Genomic DNA, 19,942 nt, shown 5'->3' with positions numbered 1-19,942 from the left:
CGAAGCAATAAGTGTCGCATAACCTTCCGAGATGTATCGCAGCAGTACAAGGGCGGTAATATTTCGACCGACGAAGAGGCGAGCGATGCACAAGGGGAATCCTCCGGGTTTTATTAATCCGGCATCGATATAGGCATTCTATGCCGCATATTTGATGCTTGGGTGGTTAAAGTATTTTTTCACCCTCGAAGGCTTCTTTTGCAACATACACATATGGGATCGAACTTTCTTTTTGAGATCCCCTTTCTTTCGTGCCGGCTTACCACTGTGAACTCCCGCTTTTAAATCACAATTCAAGTATTCGTCCGGGTTCAATTCCGGGGAATAGGCGGGTAAATAGAACACTTCTATACGATCCTCATTCTCCTCAAGCCAGGCCTTCACAACCTTGGCGTGATGGACTCTCAAATTGTCCAGTATCAGGAAGACCTTCCGTTGGGCGTCTTGGATCAGCCGCTTCATGAACCCTATCAACCGGTCTGCGTCCATTGAGCCGTCATAGATTTGAAACCGCACTTTGCCCTGGTTGCTGATCGCCGAGATCATGTTGACCGACTCACGCTTGGCGTTCAGGCGAATCACCGGCGTTTTCCCTTTCGGCGCATAGCCCCGCCCATGTTGAGCGTCGCTTCGAAGCCCTGTCTCATCGCCCCAATAGATCTCCGCCCCTTCCGCCTTCGCTCGTCCACTGATGACCGGATATTCCTCCTTCAGCCACTTCTCGACTTGAGACGGGTTTTGCTCATACGCTTTCTTCACCGGCTTCTGCGGCGTGAAACCCCAGGCGGTCAGATAACTGCCAACCGTTCGGATCGCCAAGTGCTCTCCCGTCTCCTGCGCAATAAGCTGTTGCACCGCCTTACGGGTCCAGAGCGCATACTCCAGCTTGAGCTGGTCCGGGCTTTTATCGACAATCAAACATCTGATTCGGTTCTCCTGGCTTGGCGTCAATCGCTGTCCCGAGCCGGGCTCTCGTCCGCGGGGCTTGGATTTAATCCCGCTAACCCCTTGCGCTTCATAAGCTCTGATCCACTTTCCCACCGTCAGGTTATGGACACCGACCTTATCGGCTATTTCCTGATAGCTATACCCCTGCTTGCGCAGTCGCACGGCCTGTTTTCTTTTTTCTTCCTGCGCTGCGGCAGGTAATGAGCGAGCGTCTTCTATAATCATATGGGCATTGTATCATATCTATATCGATGCCAGGTTAATATAGAACAGGGGCGAACTCGTGCCGCGACGGAGTTCGGTCAGATCAGACCCGAAGTGGAAGTTTGCTCAATGGTAATTTGCAGTGAAAATGTGTGTCTTGTGATCGCTACGAAACAACGAATGAGTTAATTAGGAAGCCAAGAATGGGACGTCGCTATAGGAAAAACAGCTCTAACATATCAATCATTTCTGACGCTACTCATGTTGGCGCTAGATTGCCCTGGTGGGGCGCGCTTTTAATGGGGGCGATATTATTTGTGTCCCTCTACTTCATAATGCCTTTTTGGCTTGTTTCAAAGCTTGAGGCAATGTCAGGCAATATCTACCAACCCATGTTACAAGCGGTGTTCGGAAAAAGAATCCATTGGTTTGAGTGGGCGGGAATTGCTTGCGGTCTTGTCGGGCTCTACTACGGGGTTCGGAATTATACACTGCTCAGCCGGCCAAGCTATCAAGAGAGAAATGCGATTGGCTTTTTCGCGCGTTTTATTAGTCGGCTGATAGATTAGTTGTCGCTTTGTGAATTGGCTTCGAGTTCTGACAGGAGTTCTTCCGCCACATCCCACGGCAATCGCCGGCCAGAGCTGCGCATTCTGTCTAGCGCCGCTCTGGCTACAGCCACAGTGATACGCTCTTCGCGAACCATTTCTAGAATAAGCCAAATCGTGCCTTTGACGTCGATTTGCTCTGTTTCTGCCGCCTGCCTCAATGCGGCGTCGCCAGTTAATAGTGGACACTTCTCGGCTTCGGCCAAGGCTAGTGCGAACAAGTCATTACGCCCTGGTCTTGCATACCTTTGGGCCAGCGTCTCCATTCGTCTGACCCCTTGTTCCGATAACGAACGAATTTGTAGTCCTAGGTCTAGCAAATGGGCATGCTGTTCCTCCAACTCCTCGTAATAGAGAATGTCAGGGACGAGGAATTTGTAGCCAAGACTAAACATTGGCGCAGCTAGGTCGCCAACCTCAATGTCAATCAAGATGTTGGCGTCGCTAATTAAAAACTGCATTGCCGCTTTCCATGAAGCGAACACGTTGGAACTGATGTAGCGACAAATTCATAAGTTCCGCCGCTTTCGATTCACCAATGTACTCTTCGGCAAGCGCGTGAAATACCAATTGCTCGAAAACATGTGCTTGCTCGGAAGGGTAATCAAGTCCTGGCTCCTTCAGATGCCACCCCTTGGAGTAGAATAACTTGGCTTGCTCTTCCCGATAGGCGTGAGAAATGATGCCAACATCTCGGGCCCGATAAAGGATGCCTGCCATTGATAAGCCAAACTCTTCTTTAAGCAACCCTAACTCCTTGAGCTCTATGGCGTTTCGGCGCTGACCTAGCTCTTGTAGCACAGAATTGCGGGGAAACAAGAAAGCACCGGCAAAGCGGTTGCTGGCGAGCTCTTCATTCAGACCTTCCGTGAGACGGCCTTCCAACATAAGGTGCCCCAGTTCATGCGCTAGCGTAAAACGCTGACGATCTCCTGGCCAATGACGGCCTACAACAACGATGGGCATGTCATTAACCCGAGCGGCGAGGCCATCAAACTTGTTCTCGCCATCCGTGTCGATTTTGAACACGCGAATGCCGTTAGTTTCCAGAACATCGATCAGATCGGGAATCGGATCGTATCCCAACTCCCAAGCGTCCCGAACAGTCTCGGCAATGCTTTCTATTTGCTCCATTGTGTCGACCTGTCCAGGTAGTTCTGCTACTGGAGCAAACGTTTTGACCGGTGGCTGAGGAAAAAGATTTTCCAGCTCAATCCGACGCTCAATCTGGTCAATGACTTTGTGTGTAATAGCCTTCAGTTGTTTCTTTGGGAGGGTCCCTCGTTTGCGGTATTCAATATTTTCAAGCTCTACAGCTTCTGGTCGAAAGAAATATTCTGTGCGTACATTTAAGGCTCGCGATAGTTTAATGAGAATATCGCTTGAAGGCATGGTTGTACCATCCTCGTACTTTTTGATAGCAGCATGGGATACCTCAACACGCGCTCCTAGCTCGCGCAGGGATAACCCGGCTGCCTTGCGAGCTCGTTTGAGTCGAATGCTGAACATTGCTGTCCTCTCTTATCCTGATGGAGTTATTGTAAAGGTTTACAAAAATCATTGATTTACGATGAAGTGTAAACTTCTTCCATTACCAACTCAAGGAGAAGGCAATTAGTCGCTAGAGATTCAGAAATTCTGTATATCCCGGCGATGTCTATAATTTATCCATTGAAGCGTCAGTAAGTGTCGCTCTCCCGCTTAGTCTTAACAAGTTGATGTTCTCCTCTCCTAATGATGTTTAGCTAAAAATGCATTTGACATTGTGTTTAATGGCAACTTATATTGTATATTCTTTGTTCGACTAAGGAGACTTCTAATCAGGTTCAAAATTTATTAATATGCCGCTCGCTAAATGGAAACAGTGCTCAAACATTGAAAAATCGAGCTATTAAAGCCCGAATCATGTCTTTGAGTATCTGAGAGAAAAAGAGACGGCAGGGACGCTATCGAAACATTCACTCCTTATTCTCCCTGCTTTCTTTTCTTCTTCAATCTGAAATGCAACTTTGGTTGCTTTGTGGTTCACCTGCTTAATACCCAGTTCAACCACCAAGCACAATCATTGCTATCGCCTTTATTAACATGAAGTTTTATTGAGGAAGCTATGCTCAGGAACAAGCATATATGGAAATGGTTCGCTCCACTGGTTATGACGACGGGAGTGGCCCTGGCTGAAAGCGATCAAATAGAAAACACCTTTCTCGCTGCGGCGGATACCGGCAATACGGCGATATCCGGCGAGCAACTAGACGAATTTACTGGGGAGGTTAGATGGTCCGTCAAAGAGTTTTCCTTGCCTGGGCAAGGCGGCATGGATATCGATATTTATCGTTCCTTTAACTTGGCGGATCACGGGAAAGAAATACTGGGGCCTTGGAATATTGATATGCCCCGTCTTTCTTATGTGGTCAAAACGTGGAATGAATGTCGGGATCATGGAGACAAGGGGCAGCACTGCTGGGGGGATCATGAAGTCAGTGGCATAACCCTCGAAATCCCTGGTAGCAAGGCGGTCCCTTTGGTCATTAAAGATGGCGAACTATTGTCTGTTCGTGGCGAGGTGGGTTGGAAGGGGAAAATCGACGAGCTGAATGTCACCGCCTATTCTCCCGATGGTAAAACCTACGTCTTTGACCAGAACCAAAGTGCGGACAGAAGGAGTGAATATAATGTTGGCGGTCAGCTATTAGTGTATGCCTCTTCAGTGACTGACGCCTACGGTAACTGGATCAAATACAAATACCACAGAAAGGTTTCCACTGACTATGTAAGAAACGGTCAGTGCATGAAATTTCCCATGTCAAAACCAGAACGGGAAAGCTGCGAAGGAAGCGAGATTTCGGCGAAGGAGCACATATTCCCCAAGCAGATTACAACCAATGATGGGCGCCTGATAGATTTCAATTACGGAGAGCCGACGCAAGAAAACGTGACTTCAACGTGGCGTTTTGGCACGGCTTCACCATCTGTTGGCGTGATTCCCTATTTGAAAGAAATAGTCGTACATGAATCAACGGGAAACCGTGTCTGGAAGTATGATCACTTTTTCAAGGAAGAGATGGGTAAGCAGATCCATGACGGACTGAAAACCGTAACGCTTCCCGATAATACGACCTGGGGCTTTACCTACACGGATAAGAAAGGGAAGAAACTTCGCTCTGTCACTGTGCCTTCAGGCGCGACGATTGCCTATGACTATGAGGTGATCTCCACCACCCATCATCCCAGAGGCGTGGGCCAGTACTCCCTTTCGAAAAGAACGTTGAAGGGACCGGCATTAAAAGATTCCGTCACCACGTTCAGTTATGACGATGTATGGTTCGACAACGACCGCTTCTGGAAAACGGTCAGCGTTTCCCCTTCCGCCAAGACTGAAAAAGTATTCTGGCATACCAATATTGGCATCAACAATGATCGAGTAGCCAGAGAGGGCCAGCTGTATTCGGTCAAGGTATTCGAACCCGCCGGCGGAAATCCGCTGCGCACGATTGAATACACGTATGACACCTGGGGGAAAGTGGGGCGGTTCTATGGCGAGAATTTGAATATCAAAAACTTGTACGCCATCAAGAACGCCACTCCCTTGATGCTGAGCAAAATGGTTGTGGACGGGAAGTATGTGACCCAGTATGCGGATTTCACCAGCTACTATCAGCCTCAAACCATAACGGAAGTGACCGGCGGAAAAAGTCGAGTCACCCGTAAAACCTACCTGAACCAGCAATGGGAATCTGTATCGAAGCCTCAGCTAATTGGACTTCCTCTCCAGGTTAAAATCGAAGGCGACAACGGCGAGTCTTGGATAAACAGCATTTCATACAACGAGAAAGGCCAGGTAGAGTCCACGACTATTAATGGCATTACTGAAAGTTATGCCTATCATGACACCGGCGATTTGCGTAAACGAGGCTATACCAATACTTGGGGCTATCAGGAAATTTACTATTTGAACTATTTCCGAGGCATGCCGACCTTGGAGGAGTACCCTTCATCCGGGGCTATTCGCAGAGAGGTAAATCCAAGCGGCACTGTTCAGTGGCAGGAGGATCAGGAAGGAAACCGAACTTATTATGAGTACGATGGCCTAAATCGCGTGACGAAGGTCAGTCCGCCAAACATTGCGCCAACTTATTACGCCTATGAGACAAATAAGGTGGCTGAAGCAAGAGAAGGGACGCTGTATCGCAAAGAGATCGCGCTTGACGGATTGGGGCGCCCCTATCTGACCAAGATGGAAGGTGCAGGCGTCACACCCACTTATACCCGCACTGAGTATGACGCAGCGGGTCGCACGGTCTTTACCTCGTATCCATCCTACAACAGTACTGAAGGCCATGGCGTTCGTAAAACTTATGACGCCTTAAACCAGATTCTTACCGAGACCACCACGGTGGACAATAGCGTCACCCAATACTGTTATGGCTCAGCCTGTGCTAGCTATCTGACGGGCTACGGATTTGACTACGCTACGACTGTCACTGATGCGAAAGGGTATAAAACCGCCAATCTAATGGAAGGATTCGGCTCTCCGGAAAAAACCTGGAGCCGCTATGTTGTGCAGGATATTTCTGGCGAGGATCGTCAAGTGACCACCCTCAATAGAAATAAGACAGGAGACATTACATCCGTTAATCAAGGTGGCGTTACACGCAGCTATGGTTATTACGCCGGCACTCACAAGTTGAAAACGATCAATGAGCCTGAGCGTAATCCGGTGACTTTCACCTATGATCCTGCTGGCAATATACGCACTCGGGATGTCGCCAGTGTTGGAACCACGACTTACTCCTACTATCCAAATAACCGCTTACAGAAAATAGACTATCCGACCGGACATGATGTTGTTTATTACTACTATATGAACGGTCTGCTTAAAACCCTGACCAAAGGCATGACAAGCTGGAGTTACGAATACACTCCAACAGGAAGTTTGGATAAGGAAACTCTGACCATTACGGTGCTCGACCCTAAAATATTCGCCTTGGATTATGAATACGACGACAGTGGATTTCTACGCAGGATAGCTTATCCGAATGATTTCTATGTTGAATACGATGTCAATGATCTGGGGCAGGTGACCAGAGTTAACTCTCCGGTGGGTGAGTTGGTCAGTGGCGTCTCATATCACCCCACTGGAACACCCAGCCATTACCAGTATGGAAACGGTCAGGTTGTCGCTCAGGCGCTGAATGATCGTCGTTTTGTGAGTCATGCCACCAGCGCCAAAGGCGGAGTGGTCGCCAGCAACCTGAGCTACGGCTTCGACGCATTGGGCAACATTACCGCCATCACCAATTATGTTGATAATAATCAATCTGTCTCAGGACTGACCTATGACGGTTTGGGGCGCCTCAAAACAGCCAATGGGGCGTGGGGAACTGGCAGCTTTACCTATGACCACAAAGATAATCTGATTTCCAAGAGCTTAGGTAATTTGGGATCAATCGGCTATGTATACGACGCTGGCTCCAATCGACTGAAAAGTACAACGGGGATACCCTACGCATTCCAATATGATGGCTATGGCAATGTGGTGAATAATGGGCGTTTCACCATGACCTACGACCACTCTGGCGACATGTTGAGTATCGTCACTAACAGCAGTCCGGTCGCCAATGTTCCGCAAGTCGATATTGACTATGAGTATGACGGCCATGGCTTGCGCGCATTGGAAATTCATGAGGACAAAGGCATCTACCAGGCGCATTCCATGTCAGGAGATCTTCTCTATGAAGAGGACATGGTGAATCTGATCGCCACCAACTATGTCATGTTTGACGGCAAGGTTGTAACGGAAATAGAGCAGGACATTGAGCCGCCTGAGACGACGACCGAGCCCACCAGCTTTGTTGTAACCCCTTTTAAAGACAACGCCTCGATTGGATATAGCGGTGGCCTCATACCATATGGCTCAATCTCCAGTGATATGATTGAGAGTGACAACTATCAAGTAAAACTTATTTACCTTACAGCAAGAACCGGAACGACAGGCATACACCGTCTATCCATAGCCTTTAAGGGGGATATCCCCACCAGCTTATTCGCCAAACTTCGACTCATCTCCTTTGAGTTTGATTTCGATAAGGCGGAAAGATTCTATATGACCATTGGAGGCGTGCCCCAAACGAGCTTTTATTGGGAAATCGACTACGACACCATGAGCCGACTCCGAGATTCAACCGAGTGGCCAGCCACTATCTTCCCAAACTAAGCAAGGATACAGAAAGGTAAAAGACATGGATATTAGGAAGTTTATTTCACTATCCGCTCTGTTGTTGATGCTGCTCTCGTCCCTTTCGAGCGCGGCAATACGTGTCAAATACTTACATCACGATAATCTCGGATCGCCGGTCGCGGCCACAGATGAGGGCGGCAACGTCATCTGGCGTGAAACCTATGCCCCATACGGGGAGAAAGTGGTCAAATCAGGCGCCGCTGCCGACGAAAGGGTTGGATATACCGGCAAACTTCATGACAACGATACTGGGCTGACGTACCTGAATGCGCGTTATTACGACCCCGTGGTGGGGCGTTTTATGGCGGTGGACCCCGTGGATGTTATGCAAGGTGGTGTGTCGCACTTTAATCGGTACACATATACCTATAACAACCCTTATAAGTATATAGATCCATCAGGTCTATTTGGCATAGACTTTAATACAGGGGAAAAGATAGATGGTTCTTTCAGTAGGAAAGAGTACAACGAATATAAAAGAGAGTTTGATAATCCAACTCAAGTAATGAATGAGTATGCCTTCAGGTATGGCTGGAAATACTTTCCTGGGGAATTCGAGTTTGTGTGGGAATATCATCGATACGAGCTAATATCCGCCAGTTCTCATCCCAACTCCCGAGTAGCGTCAGCATCTATTGCTGGTTTAGCGGGGGTTGTCGCAATAGAGACAGCATTAGGTGCATACTCCAAAGTTGGCGGTCATCACATTCATGCGAAATCAGGCTTTGTTGGTCATGTCAGCTATAATCCTGCAAAGGGCTTCTCAATAAGCCAGGAGGCTATGAAGAAGCTTGGGCTTGAGCATACTGTAATGAACACTTATCAAAGAGCTGCGTTTGGAGAGTTGCTGAAAAGTGGGCGCCCAAATACTTTAAGGGAGCATACTCGAATTGCTGTCGAGGCATTAAGACATGCCGGTGCCTCAAGAGAACTTGCTCGCAGTTTAGTGGCAAGATCGCTACTAAATCTAAGAGCCCAGGGCGTTAGGGCTCCTTCGAGAATACCTTGGCAACGATAGATTAAAATGATTTGGAGCATATTATGAATTATGAGAATCTTGACAAATTTGGCCAAATATTAATTACGCAAGTAAGAGATGTTGTGATTGATAGATTTGTCCAAAAGTTTGCAGGCGGATATAAAGACCAAGAATCACAAATAAATGCAGTGGTTTACCAATCACTAGATGAAAATACACAGAAATTTGTCTCAAAAATAGTAAAAGAGGTAATAGATTCAACCCTTCACGAACTTCTCTTTATGGTCGAACAGAATGAAGAGATTGAAGTTGTTGTAAAAAATGGTGGTGAAGTGACAAATATAAAAGAAAATATTGATGGCCTGTGCGGGGAGTTGTATACAGAAGATGGATGGATCGAAAAATATAGTAAGCATGATCCAAGTAGGAAAATAGTTCTTTAAAATGTTTTGAGATGGTTGTTTTAATTAAATTAAAAAATGTTGTCATTAACCTTCCCTAAATGTTAGAGCAGCTAATATTCTAGTCGGCCATCAGTTGCTTGATTTTGTCTTCTTCATACAAAGTCACTGTCTAAGACGGTGACTTTGCTTTTGGCCCGCTATGTGAAGGCATTCTGCTCAATATACATCTGGTGTAAGGGGGGGGCGAGTTCTCTGAAGTAAGTAAGGCTTATATAATATATTGAATGATGCGGCTAAACAGCTTGCGGTCCTGTCTATTAATATTGTTGACTCAACACTCAACGGTTACCAGAACTGGTAGTTGGAGAAGCCGGAGATGACCAAAAGATATTTTAACGTCATGCAGGATATGACTCGGACTGATTTAACCTACATTGACAAATTGCGATGGAATTTAGATGAGGACTTTCAATTTTGGTGGTTGTGTAAGGGAAATTATTATTCTGGCCCGGCTCCATTAAAGGCTGAAGTTGAAATTCAAGGGACTCTATTGGCATTTAATCTGACGTACTTAGAAGTACCCATCGTAGAAAAAACTTTGGCCGAGAAGCTGGTCTCTTTAGGAGTGGAGGCGCAGCTAATTCCCATTGAAGTGGATGGTTTGAATGGTCAATGGGTTGTAATGAACTTCCTGCAGTGCATTGATTGTTTGGATAAGGAAAAGTCAATTGTTGAGCTATGGAAAGAAGAGGATGGAGTGCCTCACAAAGTGGGGCAATACTACGCGGTGCCCGTATTGGTAGTTGATCCCAATAAAGTATCTCCAGAGGTTAAAGCTTTCAGAATTCAGAATTGGGAAGGTCTGTTGTTCGTAGATCAAGTTATTAAAGAGTGCTTGGAAAGCTGGCCCAACCAAGCATTGATCTTTGAGGAAAAGACCCCGCGAACTCAGCTCCAATCAGTTAAGTAGCTAGATCAGGTTTTTACAAGTGATCAAAGGCCAACCTAAGAAGGTTGGCCTTATTTTACAGGGTCGAGGAAACGGACAGCTCCAGCGAGTCTCAGACATTTGGAAGCAACCTGAAATAGCAAGCTCAGACCCACCGCACTTGTAAATACCCCTTTCAACAAGGTTTGCTCCCGTTGTCACTCCCTACAGACGCTGTATCTGCAATACACCCTCTACGTCGTATTAATTAGTGTAGGTTTGTGCAGGGTGGCGCGGGTTCCTGCTGGTTCTCGCGTACTTGGCGGAGTGTCTCAAGCCATGCTATTAGACCCTAACTCCCTCTCTCCTGGGCTATTCTCTCTCCTCCTACGTTCTGTTGTTAAGTTGGTGTACCAGTCTTCACAAAAACATTTTTCCTTTATAAACAGGACGTTGTGATGCGTTTAAATCGAGTGGTTTGATAGCAGCATTGGGTAGGCGGAGGGTGCTGGGCTGGTTTGGAGATTCTAGGTCAGAACGTTGTGTTATAGAACCTGTTAGCTCATGGGCAGCTCAATTGAACTATATTGTACTTAATCATCGTATGATGGTGATCTATTGCCAAAAAGGAGTTGAGTAATGAAAGTTAGACATAAGCCATCCCATGAATCCTTGGTATCTCGTGTACGTTTAAAAAGCCAGATTAGCATGGCCGTCTTATTAGCTCTTACAGGAATGCTTGTCATGATTGCCTCTATACTAAACTCAGGCAGTGTGTTGGGGGGGGAAGAGGTCGGCCTGCGCAACATAGGAGAACTTATCGCCGCTATAGGTGGTATTTCCATATTTATCTTACTGGGAACAAAGGATTGGCCGAAACGGTAGATAATAGTCTGTAGCATGCCGACTGAGCAGATTACGAACACTGAGCCGTTTGGGTTTGGATTATCTCAATCACGCTCGCCTTGTGAGACGGTCTACTGTCAGCGACTTACGAAATTATTGCTGTAAATAAGGTGGGCAGACGTCTCGCCAGGACAACTTAGCTGCAATAGTAGAGAAGGGCATTTCCTCGATACAGTAGTAATGCCGAGTATGCGCCCGAAATAAAAGCAACTCGCGTATTTCACAGTTATGTTTAACCAATATGAACTTAACATCGTCGATAGTGGGATTGTCGCTTTCTTGTGAACGTTCTATCAGAAAGTAAAAATCCTCTTCGTCTCTGGGCGTGATAGCTCTAAACACATAGCCCTCCTGAAATTCTCCGTGAGCCTCAAAGTCAACCACTTTGCTCGGTGGGCAAAGGTTTTCGATTTTAGAGTCCGAGCTTTCTCCTAGGGCATGGTGGATAATCGTCTTTTGCTAACTCAACCTGTCGGGAATTTTTGGGGTCCAATTTCACTGATCCTACCCACCAATGATAGACACCCTGTTAAGCGAGTAAACTACGCTACAGAGGTGAACTATGACCAAACAGAAAACATCAAATTCCAAATCTCGCCAACGTTATTCCGACGAGTACAAGGCGGAAGAGCTTGCCGTGTTAAAAAAAGCGGCGGCGTACTTCGCCAAAAGCGTGAAGTGAGGTACGCCTTTATGCACTCTCACACGAGCCTTTTTCGCGTCACTTGTATGGCGAGAACGCTTCAGGTCTCAAGAAGCGGCTACTACGTTTGGCTCCATCGACAGAAAGCCCCTTCTCTGCGACGACAGCGTCAGCAATCCCTGGACATCCAGGTTGGAGCCGCTTTTGATAAAGCTAAAAAGCGTAATGGGGCGCCCCGGCTGACCAAAGACTTGGCGCGACAGGGAGTCCAGGCTAACCGTAAAACGGTGGCCAGAAGCATGCAACGCTTGGGCTTGAGAGCGAAAGCCGCCAGAAAGTTTAAGGCCACCACTCACTCCAGGCATAGCCTGCCTGTGGTGGAAAACCTTCTTCAGCAGGACTTTAATGCAACGGAGATAAATCAAAAATGGGCGGGTGACATCACCTATTTGTGGACGCAAGAAGGTTGGCTGTATCTAGCCGTCGTGCTGGACCTGTTCAGCCGTAAAGTCATAGGCTGGGCGATGAGCGAGCGAATGAAATCGGAGCTGGTCTGTGACGCCTTGCGCATGGCGTTGTGGCGTCGACGTCAGCCCAAAGGGGTGATCGTCCATTCAGATCGAGGTTCCCAATATTGCTCAGAAGCCTATCAGACGTTGATTCAGGCGCATGGGCTTCGTTGCAGCATGAGCGGCAAAGGCAATTGCTATGACAATGCCTGTGTGGAAAGCTTCTTTCACTCCCTGAAAGTGGAAGCGATTCACGGAGAGCGGTACGCAACCCGACAAGAAATGCGTGAAGCCGTGTTTGAGTATATCGAAGTGGATTACAATCGGACCCGCCTTCATAGCGCAAATGGGTATCTCAGCCCAGAGAGTTATGAGGCATCGAAAGTCGCTTAATGACGTGTCTAATCTTTGTGGGCAGGATCAGCATGCTCTCCAAGCAGAGCAAATATGAGCGACGTTTGATGTAGCATCAGAGGATTATGGATCAGTTGATCGAAGCCCATCCCATTTAACATGAATACGCCACGAACTGTGGCGACATAGTCCAATAGATGCGCCGCCTCTTGTGTTTCGAGAAGGCGTTTCAGTTCGTTATAATCACAAAATGCGATGTTTCTGGCTCCGCCCGATATGGGGTGACTCCTACTATTCATGGCTTCAGTCCGTCCCGCATAAATGCCTTTCATCAGAGGCGGTTTTAGAAAGGAATAGTATAATTTAGGTATGAATACCAGCATTTGTTGGGGGCATTGATATGAAGCTCAATGTGTGCCGGAACCTTTTTTTGTGGGCGGTGTTGACTGCAAGCCAAGCGACACTATCCGATGACCGAATCGCCATCCACTACCACGAGCGACCTCCCTACATGTCGACTGCCGACACGGGCATTGTATTTGGACTGACGGCGACGCCAGCCGCGAAGGCATTCCAAAGTGCGGGCATTCCACATTATTGGGTTCAGACCCCCTCCAACTGGCAGATTGAAATACTGAAAAAGAACTCCGGGCGAGATTGCTCTATCGGCTGGTTCAAGAACCCGGAAAGGGAAACCTTCGCCAAGTACAGTAACCCCCTCTATCAGGATAAACCCACTATTGGACTGGCTCTAACCAGTAACGGAAAACTCTCCAGTGGCCAAAGCATTGAGACCGCTTTTCGACGAAAAGACCTTCGTCTGTTGGTGAAAAGCGGATACTCCTATGGTGAATACATCGACAAACTGATTAAGAAGGTAAAGCCGAATATACTGGCGGTGACGGTTGAGAACGTGAATATGCTGTTAATGTTGAACGTTGATCGAGCTGATTATTTCTTTATAGCAGAGGACGAGGCGGAAGGACTGATACAAGCATCGGGGTTTTCCCAACGTGACTACAAGTACATTCATTTTACTGACTCCCCGCCAGGCAATCATCGCTACATAATTTGTAGCAAGCAGGTGGACGACACGGTCTTGGAGAAATTGAATCAATGGTTGCCTTGAGGACAACGAGAAGACTCGTGCAGCATCACGCATACAATCCTGGTTGAGCTTACTTGCCCCTTAAAGACCCCAATAAAATTGGACTTTATTGTTGATTGAATCGCCCCGGGTTTGTGTGGCGTGATTTTAGTGGGGCGGAGATGGTGCGCGTATCGTCTGTACTTTTGAACCTAGCGGGAGTGCTCGCCTGCTTCGTTTGCACTGTAGTCGTAGCCGCTGAGAGCAGATCGCTTGTAGTAGCCGGAGATGAGGAAAAGGTGGGATGCTATCTGGTTAAAAACTCCGAGACAAAGAGATCGTTTTCCGCTCCTTTGAGGATATGAAACCTTATAGAATCGGCCACATCAGCAAATCCAAAGTGAGTCCTGAGTTTGATAAGGCGGAATCCTCCTATTTGAACATTGAGTACGCGTTCGGCGCAGAAACGAACATCAGAAAGTTACTGGCTGGCCGACTTGACTTGGTTGTGGAGAAGAAGCAGCGCATCGTTCAACTGGTGAACACAGTACTTGCGTTGGAAGCGTATAGGTTGGAACTGCTCTCTCCATCTTTATTCATCAATCACTTTCATAACTGTGTGTCCAAACGTAACCCCAAACACCAGGAAATTATTGATGACTTCAACCTCGGGCTCGAATTGATTCGCCAGGATGGAACAGAGGTGAGAATTCTGACGGAGCATAGTGAGGATAAATCAGACCTTTGACTGAGATATGGAATAGCCAAACCTACAAGGGGAGAGTTATACCTAAGTTAGTCAGAGACCCCCGGCCACGTGACCGGGCGGGAGTGCTGAGAAACTGAGAGCAGGAAGGTTTCAATTTCTTCCGGGACTGTCCAACGGAGCCGGTCACCAACCTGTAGATTGAGTTCTTTACTTCGCCCGGCAACCAACTCCAGAATAAATCGGCAAGGATGCAGTCCTGTGCGCGGTCTCGGCTCGGCCGGCTCGGAATAGCGGTAGTTAGGAACATTCCTTTCTATGGCGGTAACTACATAACTATCGTCCAAGAATATAATGTCCAGATTAAAATACGTTTCCGCCGTCCAGAATGCGCGAAGTTGGAACGTATTATAATAGAACAGTAGTCCCTGATGAGAAGGGAACTGCTCAGCCAACAGGAATCTGATCGCCCTTGGGCGTTAACAATGTATGTGTGGGCTTTAGAAAAGCAAGATCGTTGGAGGCGCATCCTTGGCATAGAATCACAAACAAGAAAGTCAATAATCGTTGGAATATAGTTGCTGCAGACAGGCTTCTCGAGGGCTGACTCATAAATCCTTTACTCTGTTTTTTCCTTGTCTACTGTAAACGAAATATCAGGACATTACTTCGTACAGTGATATTTATAGGCGGGAGTGAGTACCGCTTGGTGCGCCTCATAGGAGAGATTAATGTACTAAATTTTAAACCGTCCGACTAGGCGTTCCATTTCTACTGACATGTCCGTGAGATCCTGGCATTGTTCAGTAACGCATTGCACTCGGCCAGTGGTTTTCGATGCGACTTCTGAGATACTAATTACGCTTTTATTAATATGCTCAGTGACAGCCATCTGCTCTTCCGCTGCACTGGCGATTTGTGTATTGAGGGAGGCTAGGTCAGTGACGGATTTTGTTATTTGGTCTAAAGATCGGGCGGCGTCCGCGACCTGGGCGACGCCATGTTCTGCTTGATTGCGCCCTTCCTCCATGGCTTTTACTGCTTGAGTCGCCCCTCCTTGAAGATTCTGAATAGTCGTTTGTATTACCAGTGTGGACTCCTGTGTCTTTTTGGCCAGATTGCGCACTTCATCCGCTACAACGGCGAATCCTCTACCTGCTTCTCCTGCTCTGGCGGCTTCAATTGCCGCGTTTAAGGCTAATAGGTTTGTTTGCTCCGAAATGCCTTGGATGACGTCCAATAGCGAACCAATGCTTTTACTATCGCTATGTAGCTGCTCTATGACATGGGTGGCGTTCTTGACTTTATCTGAGAGGAGTAAAATCGCAGCATTGGTTGTATCAACAATTTGCCGGCCCTTTTGAGCGGCCGTATCTGCATCACTCGCCGCGAGTGCGGCGTCAGCGGTATTTTTAGCCACTTGCTCAACAGTCGCTGCAAGCTCTGTAATTGCGGACGCAACCTGATCTGTTTCTACCCGTTGTTTACTCACTCCGTCATGCGTCTCCAGCATCGTAGTGTTCGTTGACTCCATCGCCATACGTAAGGACGACGCTGCTTGATTGACTTGTTGCATTGCCTCCTTGAACTTATATAACATTTGATTTAACGCTTGAGCCATTTCACCCAATTCGTCATTGCTCGTTAATGATATGGGGTGCGTTAGGTCGGAGTGCTCCTGGATATAACTGATATCGTCCCTTAACTTAAAGATTGGCGTACAAATTGAGCGGATGAGCGTAAAAGAAAAAATCAAGCTAACGCCGACAACAGACAGCAATACGGTCCACGCCACCCATTTCAACGTATCGTTGTTACTCAGGACGCTGGAAGCTGAGTTCTGCAGCAAGTGCGCAGACTCCATCACATCGCCGCCCGCCGTCTCAACATGAGCGCTCATTTCCTGGGATGTCTTCCGGGCTTCTTGCAGCGCTTCATTAAGCTTCTTATCGATTTCTATGCTTGATTGCCTTGCTTGGGCGACGAGAGAATTCCCCAGCACTCTATTTTCGTCAACATAGGCGTCCACTGCCTCAATCATTTTTTCATAGAAAGTATCCTGTAGCCCTTTGATCGACTGAGCCAGCGACTTATTGGTCCCAGATAACTCATCTAACTTCTTATTCAACGCATCCCTTGATCGTTCCGCCATACCCTCCGACTCGTTCAACCAGCTAACAGACAAGTCGTACAACCAAAAGCGTAGATCTGCAAATTGTTTGGATATATCGTTGAGAAGTGCGAGGCGTTTCAGTTCATCTGCTTGTTGATGTAACAGCTTATTTTGAAGCTTTACGGAGTCCGATTGGGAGGCCACATAAGTATTTTGCTCAGTAATTACTTGTGTGTTTGCGGATATTTGACTAATAAGATACAAAACGCCACATGCGACAACAATAGCGAAGATGATACAGGCGCCTATTAGCTTGGATCTAATCGTTAACTTCATCTTGCCACCTCTTAATCATGGCAATCATGATCTTTTATTAATCCCGCTCTTACCTGAGTTCTGTATTATGTTAGCTCTTCTTTATTTAGCTCCTAATTAAATATAATGAGGCTAATGGCGCCACCAAGCTCCCCTAAGACGCCGCCTTCCTTTTTGCCTCCTGTGATATCCAGACTTCCTTTCGGCTCGCCATGACACCCGAGGCATGAAGGTCCGTAGTATTCCGGCAGGATGTATCTATAAGCGTTTTTTCCTTTCAGCGCGGATTGTTCCGCGTAGGGCTTTCCTTTCTCATAAGACGTATCGCGAAACATGCTTTCTATAACGTTGCTCTCCCATTTGTCAGGCCTATTCGCTCTATTACGAACGTAGTCCTTGGGAGCGGTAAGCTTGATTTGCATCTTACCTTCCATTTTCTGTGAAAACTTGGTGGCGACTTGTCTTGCGAAAATAGCAGGAAGAAAACCTTTAAATCCTTTATCTGGTTCATTGATTAGATCCTGCGCCTCCTCCATCACTTCACTTACTGATTGCAATAACGCCTCCTTGGCGTCTGTATTGGTCGTCATATCTAAATCGTGATTGACCGCCTTACGGTAGTTTTCCAACGTTTTTTCTACCACCGCCTCTGCGCTTAGCCCTTTATCACCTTTGCTGGCGTCATTTATCAGCGCTTGATTATCTGAAATCACAGCCCTCGCGGATCTATACAGGGTGGTTATGTCGGCGCTGACTGCGTATAAATCAGTTTCGGCGTACGATAGATGGGAAAGCGACAGAATTAATATGCAGGCATATATCTTTAAGAAGCCCATTACATCCCCCTCCAGAGTGATTAAGGAAAACGGACGGCTGCAACATTCGTGGTCGGTTCATCTACATTGGCTTGCTGACGGGGAGAAGCATTAGAAGTTGGAAATTCGCACTACTCTTAATCCTCTTCTGCGTCAAGGAATCCATGGGAGCCAAGATGTCCCTCACGCTACTGCGTGGGTTTAACTTAGGTATAGCATAGCAATCATTATTCACAACAAGAGACGCCAATAAATTTCTATGCGTTGTGTGGCTGGGCATCAATAACTTGGCGACAAGGCGTTAGTTCCCCTCTAACGAGAGTTATAAATTCAAGGCGAATGAAAAAGACTATTCGCGATTCACTCTTGCAATGTGGCAATCAAGGGACAGGGACCCTTTTCTTGATGCGAATCGCAGTTGTCAATCAGCGCTATTAACGCCTCTTCAATGCGTTTTAACCCTGCGAGCTTTTCCCTGACTTCCGCCAGCTTGATCTCAGCCTGTTCACGCGCCTCAACACAGTGAGCGCCGTCCTCGAAATTGAGTAGTTCCCCCACCTCTTTCAGACTGAATCCCAAGTGTTGAGCGGACTTGATGAAGCGTAGCCGTACCAAGTCATTTTCTCCATATCGGCGAATGCCACTTGGAGGCTTTATAGGGACCCGCATCAATCCTTTGCGTTGATAAAAGCGGATGGTTTCAGAATTGACGCTGGCTCTGTCGGCTAACGCCCCAATGGAAAAAGATGAGGTGGCGTTTGTCATGATACTTGAGTCCGTACTTAGGTACGGTTGTAAGCTTAATGGATGAGACATGAATCGCCAAACCCCGTTAGAGCCATCAATGCGCGAGGCGCCTTATTAAGTGGGGCAATGGCGGCGATCCTCGCCTCCGCCTGCTGCCTTGGCCCCTTGGTATTGATTACCTTGGGCGTGTCTGGGGCGTGGATAGCCAACTTGACGGCGCTGGAGCCATACAGCCCTGTTTTTATTGGCATAGCCGCCGTTTCGTTGTTCCTCGCGTGGCGGCGCATCTGGCGCCCCCGGTCACAATGTGGTCCCGATCAGGCGTGCGCCACGCCTCGCGTCAGAAGGGCCTACAAGGCGCTGTTTTTCGCCGTGGCGGGGCTGGCGCTCACCCCCTTCATATTTCCCTTACTTGCGCCCTGGTTTTACTAAGAGGAGGCTGACATGTCCAAAATCCTTCCTTTCTTTTTTCTGCTTACGTTCGCCGTCACCACCACTGCTGCGGAGAGTACCGTCATTTTGTCCGTGCCGGGAATGAACTGCCCTATTTGCCCTATCACGGTGAAAAAAGCGTTAATAGGAACGGAGGGCGTTAGACGAGCCGAGGTAAGCCTGGAAAAGCGTCAGGCCCTCGTGATCTTCGACGACGCTGTCGCCAGCGTTGCCTCGTTAACCCAGGCCACTCGGAATGCGGGTTACCCATCCCATCCGGAAGGCGCGTCGAAATGACCGAGGTGAAAGAATTACCGTTTCGTGAATCGATCCTGACCTGCCCTGAATGCGGTCACGACAAGACGGAAACGATGCCCATAAACGCCTGTCAGTGGTTTTACCGGTGCGAGGGGTGCCACACTCTACTGAGGCCCAAGCCCGGAGATTGTTGCGTCTTTTGTTCGTACGGGAGCTTGCCTTGCCCGCCAGCTCAGAAGAAGAATGGATAGCGGAATTTTTGCCGAGTTAGGATTTCAGATCGATAATGTTGAAATGGAAGCAAATAGTCCAATCGATACGGATAACACCTATCGCATCATATTTCTGCGAAGCTTTGATCGTTGCTTTAGGACGGTTAAGACGGATATCGCCTTTGTAAATGGCTTTTGCCTTCGTCTCAAGGCTCGAGATTCCGGTATTCGGGAAATACTAAATCGTCTTCCGGTGATGAAACAGACGCAGAAGCTTCGGTGTGCGCTCTATACCTTGGCTAATGTGATTAGGGAGGTCAATGAGGATGACGTCTTATTGTTGGCGTTGGCGACTTATTGCCATCGCGCCATGGGGGTTACGTCGGCAATGATTGATGTGTGGCTTGAGTGCCTGATTGAAACAGTCAGTGAGTATGATGAGCAGTTTGATGAAATCGTCGCCACCGCATGGCGGACAGCGCTGAGTCCAGCTATAGAGACCCTCAAAAGTGGTCTCGGCGGTGAGAACTGATGGG

The 19,942-nt window shown here is 47.7% G+C and carries 20 protein-coding genes and 1 pseudogene; 13 read left to right on the top strand and 8 right to left on the bottom strand.

The features are described 5' to 3' along the window. Nucleotides 1-138: 138 nt before the first annotated feature. Nucleotides 139-1,173 carry an IS630 family transposase gene (locus tag O5O45_RS26655; RefSeq protein ID WP_305902337.1) on the bottom strand — a complete coding sequence of 345 codons (1,035 nt, stop codon included), beginning with the start codon at nucleotides 1,171-1,173 and terminating at the stop codon, nucleotides 139-141. 182 nt (nucleotides 1,174-1,355) lie between these two features. Here O5O45_RS26655 and O5O45_RS26650 point away from each other — a divergent pair, with 182 nt between their 5' ends. Continuing rightward, nucleotides 1,356-1,721 carry a hypothetical protein gene (locus O5O45_RS26650; protein ID WP_305902336.1) on the top strand — a complete coding sequence of 122 codons (366 nt, stop codon included), beginning with the start codon at nucleotides 1,356-1,358 and terminating at the stop codon, nucleotides 1,719-1,721. Here O5O45_RS26650 and O5O45_RS26645 read toward each other — a convergent pair. Both O5O45_RS26645 and O5O45_RS26640 read right to left on the bottom strand, forming a co-directional pair. Further along, nucleotides 1,718-2,221 (bottom strand): DUF3368 domain-containing protein, encoded by a 504-nt coding sequence (locus O5O45_RS26645; protein ID WP_305902335.1) that lies wholly within the window; start codon nucleotides 2,219-2,221, stop codon nucleotides 1,718-1,720. The genes O5O45_RS26650 and O5O45_RS26645 overlap by 4 nt on opposite strands. Beyond that, complete coding sequence (locus tag O5O45_RS26640) at nucleotides 2,205-3,269, bottom strand: helix-turn-helix domain-containing protein (RefSeq protein WP_305902334.1); 1,065 nt, start codon at nucleotides 3,267-3,269, stop codon at nucleotides 2,205-2,207. The genes O5O45_RS26645 and O5O45_RS26640 overlap by 17 nt, the downstream gene beginning before the upstream one ends. A gap of 598 nt (nucleotides 3,270-3,867) precedes the next feature. Between O5O45_RS26640 and O5O45_RS26635 the strand changes: the two genes are divergently transcribed. From O5O45_RS26635 to O5O45_RS26615, 5 genes are all read left to right on the top strand, one after another. Then, nucleotides 3,868-7,974, top strand: coding sequence for an RHS repeat domain-containing protein (locus tag O5O45_RS26635; protein WP_305902333.1), 4,107 nt, complete (start codon nucleotides 3,868-3,870; stop codon nucleotides 7,972-7,974). Nucleotides 7,975-7,999: 25 nt separating this feature from the next. Then, on the top strand, nucleotides 8,000-9,016 hold the full coding sequence (locus O5O45_RS26630) for an RHS repeat domain-containing protein (protein ID WP_305902332.1): 1,017 nt from the start codon (nucleotides 8,000-8,002) through the stop codon (nucleotides 9,014-9,016). Between the two features lie 23 nt (nucleotides 9,017-9,039). Further along, the gene (locus tag O5O45_RS26625; protein WP_305902331.1) at nucleotides 9,040-9,420 is read left to right on the top strand and encodes a hypothetical protein; all 381 of its coding nucleotides are present in this window, start codon (nucleotides 9,040-9,042) and stop codon (nucleotides 9,418-9,420) included. Nucleotides 9,421-9,757: 337 nt separating this feature from the next. Continuing rightward, complete coding sequence (locus O5O45_RS26620) at nucleotides 9,758-10,351, top strand: imm11 family protein (protein ID WP_305902330.1); 594 nt, start codon at nucleotides 9,758-9,760, stop codon at nucleotides 10,349-10,351. A 597-nt stretch (nucleotides 10,352-10,948) separates the two neighbouring features. Then, nucleotides 10,949-11,194 carry a hypothetical protein gene (locus O5O45_RS26615; RefSeq protein ID WP_305902329.1) on the top strand — a complete coding sequence of 82 codons (246 nt, stop codon included), beginning with the start codon at nucleotides 10,949-10,951 and terminating at the stop codon, nucleotides 11,192-11,194. 114 nt (nucleotides 11,195-11,308) lie between these two features. Here O5O45_RS26615 and O5O45_RS26610 read toward each other — a convergent pair whose 3' ends face one another. Next, a complete protein-coding gene (locus O5O45_RS26610; RefSeq protein WP_305902328.1) occupies nucleotides 11,309-11,557 on the bottom strand; it encodes a hypothetical protein in 249 nt (82 codons plus the stop codon). 300 nt (nucleotides 11,558-11,857) lie between these two features. On the opposite strand from O5O45_RS26610, the pseudogene O5O45_RS26605 reads away from it, so the two are divergent. From O5O45_RS26605 to O5O45_RS26595, 3 genes and pseudogenes are all read left to right on the top strand, one after another. Then, nucleotides 11,858-12,760, top strand: a pseudogene (locus O5O45_RS26605) (IS3 family transposase); the annotation flags it as partial. A gap of 361 nt (nucleotides 12,761-13,121) precedes the next feature. Next, entirely contained in the window at nucleotides 13,122-13,850 is a 729-nt protein-coding gene (locus tag O5O45_RS26600; RefSeq protein WP_305902327.1) for a substrate-binding periplasmic protein, read from the top strand. Between the two features lie 319 nt (nucleotides 13,851-14,169). After that, a complete protein-coding gene (locus tag O5O45_RS26595) occupies nucleotides 14,170-14,556 on the top strand; it encodes a type 2 periplasmic-binding domain-containing protein (protein WP_305902326.1) in 387 nt (128 codons plus the stop codon). 47 nt (nucleotides 14,557-14,603) lie between these two features. On the opposite strand, the gene O5O45_RS32065 is transcribed toward O5O45_RS26595, so the two are convergent. The 4 genes from O5O45_RS32065 to O5O45_RS26580 all read right to left on the bottom strand — a co-directional run bounded on the left by O5O45_RS32065 (nucleotide 14,604) and on the right by O5O45_RS26580 (nucleotide 18,522). Further along, entirely contained in the window at nucleotides 14,604-14,969 is a 366-nt protein-coding gene (locus O5O45_RS32065; RefSeq protein WP_371747894.1) for a DUF192 domain-containing protein, read from the bottom strand. A gap of 281 nt (nucleotides 14,970-15,250) precedes the next feature. Beyond that, complete coding sequence (locus O5O45_RS26590; protein ID WP_305902325.1) at nucleotides 15,251-16,963, bottom strand: methyl-accepting chemotaxis protein; 1,713 nt, start codon at nucleotides 16,961-16,963, stop codon at nucleotides 15,251-15,253. A 92-nt stretch (nucleotides 16,964-17,055) separates the two neighbouring features. Next, nucleotides 17,056-17,778: a Tll0287-like domain-containing protein gene (locus O5O45_RS26585; protein ID WP_305902324.1), complete on the bottom strand. Its 723-nt coding sequence runs from the start codon at nucleotides 17,776-17,778 to the stop codon at nucleotides 17,056-17,058. Nucleotides 17,779-18,117: 339 nt separating this feature from the next. Further along, nucleotides 18,118-18,522: a MerR family transcriptional regulator gene (locus tag O5O45_RS26580; protein WP_305902323.1), complete on the bottom strand. Its 405-nt coding sequence runs from the start codon at nucleotides 18,520-18,522 to the stop codon at nucleotides 18,118-18,120. Nucleotides 18,523-18,564: 42 nt separating this feature from the next. Here O5O45_RS26580 and merT point away from each other — a divergent pair, with 42 nt between their 5' ends. Genes merT through O5O45_RS26560 form a run of 4 tightly spaced genes read left to right on the top strand, consistent with a single transcriptional unit; the run spans nucleotide 18,565 to nucleotide 19,938 of the window. Next, entirely contained in the window at nucleotides 18,565-18,936 is a 372-nt protein-coding gene (merT, locus tag O5O45_RS26575) for a mercuric ion transporter MerT (RefSeq protein WP_305902322.1), read from the top strand. Nucleotides 18,937-18,948: 12 nt separating this feature from the next. After that, nucleotides 18,949-19,233, top strand: a complete 285-nt coding sequence (gene merP / locus O5O45_RS26570) for a mercury resistance system periplasmic binding protein MerP (protein WP_305902321.1) — start codon at nucleotides 18,949-18,951, stop codon at nucleotides 19,231-19,233. Further along, on the top strand, nucleotides 19,230-19,445 hold the full coding sequence (locus O5O45_RS26565; RefSeq protein ID WP_305902320.1) for a GDCCVxC domain-containing (seleno)protein: 216 nt from the start codon (nucleotides 19,230-19,232) through the stop codon (nucleotides 19,443-19,445). Before merP ends, O5O45_RS26565 begins: the two co-directional genes overlap by 4 nt. Beyond that, nucleotides 19,438-19,938, top strand: a complete 501-nt coding sequence (locus tag O5O45_RS26560) for a globin (RefSeq protein WP_305902319.1) — start codon at nucleotides 19,438-19,440, stop codon at nucleotides 19,936-19,938. Before O5O45_RS26565 ends, O5O45_RS26560 begins: the two co-directional genes overlap by 8 nt. The last annotated feature ends 4 nt before the right edge of the window (nucleotides 19,939-19,942 follow it).

It is taken from the genome of Hahella sp. HNIBRBA332, from assembly GCF_030719035.1.
Taxonomy (GTDB): Bacteria; Pseudomonadota; Gammaproteobacteria; order Pseudomonadales; family Oleiphilaceae; genus Hahella.
The sequence above is the reverse complement of the archived record's forward strand: the minus strand, read 5'-3'. Positions and strand labels throughout refer to the sequence as shown.